The 6,783-nt window shown below is 63.3% G+C and carries 5 protein-coding genes; all 5 read left to right on the top strand.

What is annotated here, in order from left to right; translation table 11 throughout:
- The first annotated feature begins 86 nt into the window (after positions 1 to 86).
- A complete protein-coding gene (locus AB4Z11_RS18565; RefSeq protein WP_442026780.1) occupies positions 87 to 1,907 on the top strand; it encodes an allantoate amidohydrolase in 1,821 nt (606 codons plus the stop codon).
- A 108-nt stretch (positions 1,908 to 2,015) separates the two neighbouring features.
- Positions 2,016 to 3,317, top strand: coding sequence for an NCS2 family permease (locus AB4Z11_RS18560; protein WP_442026778.1), 1,302 nt, complete (start codon positions 2,016 to 2,018; stop codon positions 3,315 to 3,317).
- Positions 3,318 to 3,337: 20 nt separating this feature from the next.
- Positions 3,338 to 4,681 carry a nucleobase:cation symporter-2 family protein gene (locus tag AB4Z11_RS18555; protein WP_442026777.1) on the top strand — a complete coding sequence of 448 codons (1,344 nt, stop codon included), beginning with the start codon at positions 3,338 to 3,340 and terminating at the stop codon, positions 4,679 to 4,681.
- A 2-nt stretch (positions 4,682 to 4,683) separates the two neighbouring features.
- A complete protein-coding gene (locus AB4Z11_RS18550; protein WP_442026775.1) occupies positions 4,684 to 6,045 on the top strand; it encodes an 8-oxoguanine deaminase in 1,362 nt (453 codons plus the stop codon).
- A 4-nt stretch (positions 6,046 to 6,049) separates the two neighbouring features.
- Positions 6,050 to 6,783: 2Fe-2S iron-sulfur cluster-binding protein (locus AB4Z11_RS18545; RefSeq protein ID WP_442026773.1), on the top strand; the 734-nt coding region annotated here is incomplete at its 3' end.

Raw genomic sequence — 6,783 nt, 5'->3', positions numbered from 1 at the left:
GGCCTGCTGCGCCCCTATTATCAAATTGCCATAACACCAGATCAACCTTTTTGGAGCGGGCCGCCCGGCGGTGGCCCGATTGCACGATGACGAGCCTGAAGCAACTGAACACCTGCGACGCTGGCGCATTTGCCGATATCCTGCATGGCCTGTATGAACACTCCCCGTGGATCCCCAAGCGCGCTGCCGCGCTGCGCCCCTTCCGCAGCGTCGATGCGTTGAAACTCGGCCTGCAGCAAGTGGTAACGGAGGCTGCGCACGAAGAACAACTGGGCCTGATCCGCGCTCACCCGGAATTGGCAGGCAAGGCCGCCGTAGCGGGCGAACTGACGCCCGAATCCACCGGCGAACAAGCCAGCGCCGGCCTGAATCACTGCAGCCCCGAAGAATTCGCGGCCATCCAGGAACTGAACGCCGCCTACAACAGCAAATTCGGCTTCCCCTTCATCGTTGCGGTGAAGGGCGCCGACGGCAAAGGCCTCACCCGCCAGGCCATCATCGCCACCGTGCGCCGCCGCCTGCGCAACCAGCTGGAGGACGAACACCGCGAAGCGCTGCGCCAGATTCACCGCATCGCCGAAATGCGCCTGAACGCCCTGCTGCAGCACACGCCCGCCATGGGGCAGGCCATCATGCAGTGGGCCGAACAGATCGGCGCCCTGAGCGAAGACGAGCAAGGCCTGACCTGCACTTATATGACCCCCACCCATCGCGCCACCGCCAATCAGCTGGCGCAGTGGATGAGCGAAGCGGGCATGCATGTCCACATCGACGCGGTCGGGAATGTCGTGGGCCGCTACCTGTCGACCGATCCGCAGGCGCGCACCCTGCTCACCGGCTCGCATTACGACACGGTGCGCAATGGCGGCAAATACGACGGCCGCCAGGGCATCCTCACCGCCATCGCCGTCGTCAAACAGCTGCACCAGTACGGCGAAACGCTGCCCTTCCACTTCGAGGTGATCGCCTTCTCCGAAGAGGAAGGCGTGCGCTTCAAGAGCACCTTCCTCGGCAGCAGCGCCGTCATCGGCCAGTTCGATCCGCGCCTGCTGGAGTTGAAGGACCGCGATGGCGTCGCGCTGCGCGAAGTGATGGCCGCTGCGGGCCAGGACCCCAACAGCATCGCCGCCATCGCACGCGATTCGGCTGATCTGCTGGGCTATGTGGAACTGCATATCGAACAAGGCCCGGTATTGCTTGAGCGCGGCCTGCCGGTTGGTGTGGTGACCTCCATTGCGGGCAGCAAACGCTATCTGGTGGAGCTCAAAGGCGTCGCCAGCCACGCCGGCACCACGCCGATGGCCATGCGCAAGGACGCCGCTGTCGCTGCCGCAGAGATCACCCTCTATGTGGAACAGCGCTGCGCCCAGGACCAGGATTCCGCCCTGGTCGGCACCGTCGGCCAGCTGCAAGTGCCGAACGGCTCCACCAATGTGATCCCCGGCGCCTGCACGCTATCGCTGGATATCCGCGCCGCCAATGACGCCGCGCGTGACGCCGCGGTGGCCGATATCCTGGCCCAGATCGAGAAAGTGTGTCAATCACGCCACATCAGCGTCACGGTCGAGCAAACCGTTTCGGCCAATTGCGCACCTTGCGCACCGTGGCTGATGCAGCAGCTGGCTGCCGCCACCGAACGTGCGGGCGTACCGGTCTTCCAACTCGCCTCCGGCGCCGGGCACGACGCCATGCTGATGTCGCGCGTGACCGACGTCGCCATGCTGTTCTCGCGCTGCGGCAACGGCGGCATCAGCCACAACCCGCTGGAGATCATGACGGACGACGACGCCGACGTGGCGGCGCGCATCCTGCTCGATTTCCTGCGCCACTTCAAGCCGGGTCCCCGGCGTGCACGCGGGGACTATACGGAAAAGCCGATAAACGATATGTCCCAGCAAGCAAGCTGAGAGGGAGGCCATCGACGATATTGATAACAAGGTATCAGCAGCGCGCCATATTTGTCTGCCCAAAGAGGCGGAATTTCGGGCGATAAAAACTAAACGGAGACAACCTAAATGAACTTCCTGGAACAATACTTCAAGCTCGGCGCGCACGGGACAAACGTGCGTACCGAGGTGCTGGCCGGCATTACCACCTTCCTGACGATGGCCTACATCATCTTCGTCAACCCCTCCATCCTCGGTGATGCCGGCATGCCCAAAGACGCCGTCTTTGTGGCGACCTGCGTGGCAGCCGCCGTTGGCACCCTCATCATGGGCTTGTACGCCAATTATCCGATTGGTCTGGCGCCCGGCATGGGCTTGAACGCATACTTCGCTTACGGCGTGGTGCACGGCATGGGCTATCCATGGGAAGCGGCACTGGGCGCCGTGTTCATTTCCGGTTGCTGCTTCATGATCGTCAGCCTGCTGCGCATCCGCGAAAAAATCATGAATGCGATCCCGCCATCGCTGCGCATCGCCATCCCGGCAGGCGTGGGCTTGTTCCTGGCGCTGATCTCGCTGAAGAATGCGGGCATTGTGGTGTCCAGCCCGGCCACCTTCGTCACCATGGGCGATCTGCATAAACCAGCCCCGGTGCTGGCGATCATCGGCTTCCTCATCATCGTGGCCCTGGACCGCCTGCGCGTCACCGGCGCCCTGCTGATCGGCATCATGGCCGTGACGGTGCTGAGCTTCTTCTTTGGCGGTAACCAGTTCCACGGCATTGTTTCGCCGCCACCTTCCATTGAAGCGACCGCGCTGAAACTGGACATCGTCGGCGCCGCCGCCCACGGCCTGTTCAACGTGGTGATGGTGTTCTTCCTGGTCGAACTGTTTGACGCCACCGGCACCCTGATGGGCGTCGCCCAGCGCGCCGGCCTGATGAAAGACGGCAAAGTGCCTCCTTCGATGAACAAAGCCCTGCTGGCCGATTCCGGCGCCATCATGGCCGGCGCCGTGATGGGTACCTCCAGCACCACCGCCTACATCGAAAGCGCCGCCGGCGTGCAGGCAGGCGGCCGTACCGGCCTGACCGCCGTCACCGTGGCCGCCATGTTCCTGCTGGCCCTGTTCTTCGCGCCGCTGGCCGGCGTGGTGCCGAGCTACGCCACCGCTCCCGCCCTGTTCTTCGTGGCCTGCCTGATGCTGCGCGAACTGGCTGAAGTCAACTGGTCCGAAACCACCGAAAGCATTCCCGCCGTGGTAACTGCGCTGGTCATGCCCTTCACCTACTCCATCGCCAATGGTCTGGCGCTGGGCTTCATCAGCTATGCCGGCCTGAAACTCCTGACCRGCAAATACCGCGAAGTCAGCGTCACCCTGTGGGGCGTCGCCGGCATATTCCTGTTCAAAACCATCTACATCGCAGGCTGACCAAATCTCACGGAGGCAGCATGAACAATCTGCTTTACCAGGTGGAGGACCGTCCACCGCTGATCACCAGCGGCATCCTCGCCTTGCAGCATCTGTTGGCAGCTTTGGGAGGCATCATTGCGGTGCCCCTCGTGATCGGCGCAGTATTGAAACTGCCGGCGGACCAGATGGTCGCGCTGGTGAACGCGGCGCTGCTGGGTTCCGGCATCGTCACCATCATCCAGTGCAAAGGCATCGGCCCGATCGGCATCCGCCTGCCCTGCGTAATGGGCACCAGCTTCGCCTTCGTGGGCGCGGCCATCAGCGTGGGACTGGAACACGGCGTCCCCGGCATCATGGGCTCCGCGCTGGCAGGTTCGGCCGTGATGATCGTCGGCAGCTGCTTCATGCCGCAAATCCGCAAGCTGTTCCCGGAAGCGGTGACGGCGGTGGTGGTGACCATGATCGGCCTGACGCTGGTGCCGGTTGCCATCGACTGGGCAGCAGGTGGCCGTAATGCGGGTCCGCTGTACGGCGATCCGACCAGCCTGGGCATTGCCTTGTTCGTGCTGGTGGGCGTGATCCTGCTGGTCCAATTCGGCAAAGGCATGATTTCCGCCGCTGCCATCGTGATCAGCATGTTCGTCGGCTATCTGGTTTGCATCGGTCTGGGCCTGGTGGACTTTACGCCGGTGACCAGGGCGGAGGTGTTCGCCCTGCCCCAGCCACTGCACTTCGGCATGACCTTCCCCGCGTCCGGCATCGTCGCCATGGCGCTGGCGTTTGTCGTGACCATGGTTGAGACGACAGGCACCTTCATGGCGCTCGGGAATGCCACGCAGACCAAGATTCGTGGCAAGACCCTGTGCCGCGGCATGCTGTGCGATGGCGTGGGTTCGGCGTTTGCGGCCCTGCTGTCCAGCCCTCCGGTATCGACCTTCGCCCAGAACGTCGGCGTAATCACGCTGACCGGCGTAGCGAGCCGTCACGTGGTGGCCTTCACCGGCGTGCTGCTGGCCCTGGCCGGACTGGTGCCGGTACTCGGCGCGCTGGTGGTGACGATTCCGCAGCCGGTGCTGGGCGGTGCTGGCCTGATGATGTTCGCCATGATCATCGCCGCGGGCGTGCAGATGCTGGCCAAGGTGGAACACGACAAGCGCACCAGCCTGATCGTCGCCGTTTCCATTGGCTGCGGTCTGGCCGTGACGGTGCGTCCGGAACTGCTGTCCAAACTGCCCGCCTTCGTGCATGAAGTCTTTGGCTCCGGCATCAGCACCAGCGCCATCGTGGCCGTACTCCTCAACCTCGTGCTGCCGGACCGTCCGCAGGTTGAGATCGACGAAGTAGAAGAAGAATTGCTGCAACCAATGCTTGTCAGGGACTAGTAATGACTAAAACGCTTTTGATCAGGAACGCACGCGTGCTGGTAACGATGGATGACCAGCGCCGCGAGATCGTCGATGGCGCGGTTTTCGTGCGTGGCAATGTGATCGAACAGGTCGGGCCGACGTCCGATCTGCCGCGCGAAGCCGATGAGGTGATCGACGCATCCGGCCAGGTGGTGCTGCCTGGCCTGGTGAACACCCATCACCACATGTATCAAAGCCTGACGCGCGTGATTCCCGCCGCGCAGGACGGTGAGCTGTTCAACTGGCTCACCAATCTGTATCCGCTCTGGGCCAACCTCACCAGCGAGATGGTGCACGTGTCCACGCTGACGGCGATGGCGGAGCTGATCCTGTCCGGCTGTACCACCAGCAGCGATCACCTGTACATCTATCCCAACGATTGCCGCCTGGACGACAGCATCGAGGCGGCCCAGCAGATCGGCATGCGCTTCCACGCGGCGCGCGGCGCGATGAGCGTGGGCCAGTCCAAGGGCGGCCTGCCGCCGGACAGCGTGGTGGAAGAGGAAGCGGACATCCTGAAAGATACCCAGCGCCTGATCGAGACTTACCACGACGACCAGCGCCATTCCATGTTGCGCATGGTAGTGGCGCCCTGCTCGCCCTTCTCCGTGTCGCGTCAGCTGATGAAGGAATCCGCGAACATGGCGCGCAGCTATGGCGTTTCGCTGCACACCCATCTGGCTGAAAACGTGAACGACATCGCCTACAGCCGCGAAAAATTCAATATGACGCCCGCCCAGTACGCTGAAGACTGCGGCTGGGTAGGCCACGATGTATGGCACGCCCACTGCGTGCAGCTGGACGACGCCGRCATCAATATGTTTGCCCGCACCGGCACCGGCGTCGCGCACTGCCCTTGCTCGAATATGCGACTGGCTTCCGGCATCGCTCCGATCCGCAAGATGGTTGACGCGGGCGTCCCCGTCGGCCTGGGCGTGGATGGCAGCGCCTCCAACGACGGTGCGCACATGCTGGGCGAAGCGCGCCAGGCCATGCTGCTGCAGCGCGTCGGCTTCGGCCCGGATGCCATGACCGCGCGCCAGGCGCTGGAACTGGCCACCCTGGGCGGCGCCAAAGTGCTCAACCGCGACGACATCGGCGCACTGAAGCCGGGCATGTCGGCCGACATCATCAGCTTCAAACTGGATCAAATCGGATTGGCGGGCGCACTGCACGACCCGGTCGCCGCGCTGGTGTTCTGCACGCCGTCCAATGTATCGAACAGCATTATCAATGGCAAAGTCGTCGTCCGCGACGGCTTGCTGCAAACGGTGGACCTGCCGCTGGTGATCGAACATCACAACGCGCTGGCCCACGAACTGGCATTAGCAAGGAACTGATGAAATGAGCACCAATAAAATACGATTCTTCTACCAGGGCCGCGTGCGTGAAGTCGATTCCGCGTCCCCCACCCGCACCGTGCTGCAGCATCTGCGTGAAGACCTGCACTGCACGGGCACCAAGGAAGGCTGCGCCGAAGGTGACTGCGGCGCCTGCACCGTGGTGATTGCCTCGCTGGTGGACGGCGAACTGGAAATGCGCAATGTGAATTCCTGCATCCAGTTCCTGCCCACGCTGGACGGCAAGGCCGTATTCTCGGTGGAAGATCTGAAACAGCCGGATGGCGGCCTGCATCCCGTGCAGGAAGCACTGGTGGAGTGCCATGGTTCCCAATGCGGTTTCTGTACACCGGGCTTCGCGATGTCGCTGTGGAGCTTATACCTGAAGCAGGAAGGCCAAACCCAGCCGCCCTGCCGCAAGACGATTGACGAGACGCTGTCCGGAAACCTGTGCCGCTGCACCGGCTACCGTCCGATTATCGATGCCGCCGTCCGCATGGGCGAGCTGCCCGCCGTCAGCTTCGACCGCGCCACCCTGAAGGCCACCCTGCAAGGCCTGCAACGAGACATCATGTTCAGCTACACGCACGACGGCCAGACTTTCCACGCGCCGCGCACACTCGAAGAAATGGCCGCCCTGCGCGCCGCCAAACCCACCGCCACCATCCTGGCCGGCTCCACCGACGTTGGCCTGTGGGTGACCAAGCAGATGCGCAATCTGGGCGACGTGATCTACAC

The organism is Pseudoduganella sp. RAF53_2 (genome assembly GCF_052113985.1).
GTDB lineage: Bacteria > Pseudomonadota > Gammaproteobacteria > Burkholderiales > Burkholderiaceae_D > Rugamonas.
Note: the sequence above shows the minus strand (reverse complement) of the source record. Positions and strands in the feature narration are given on the sequence as shown.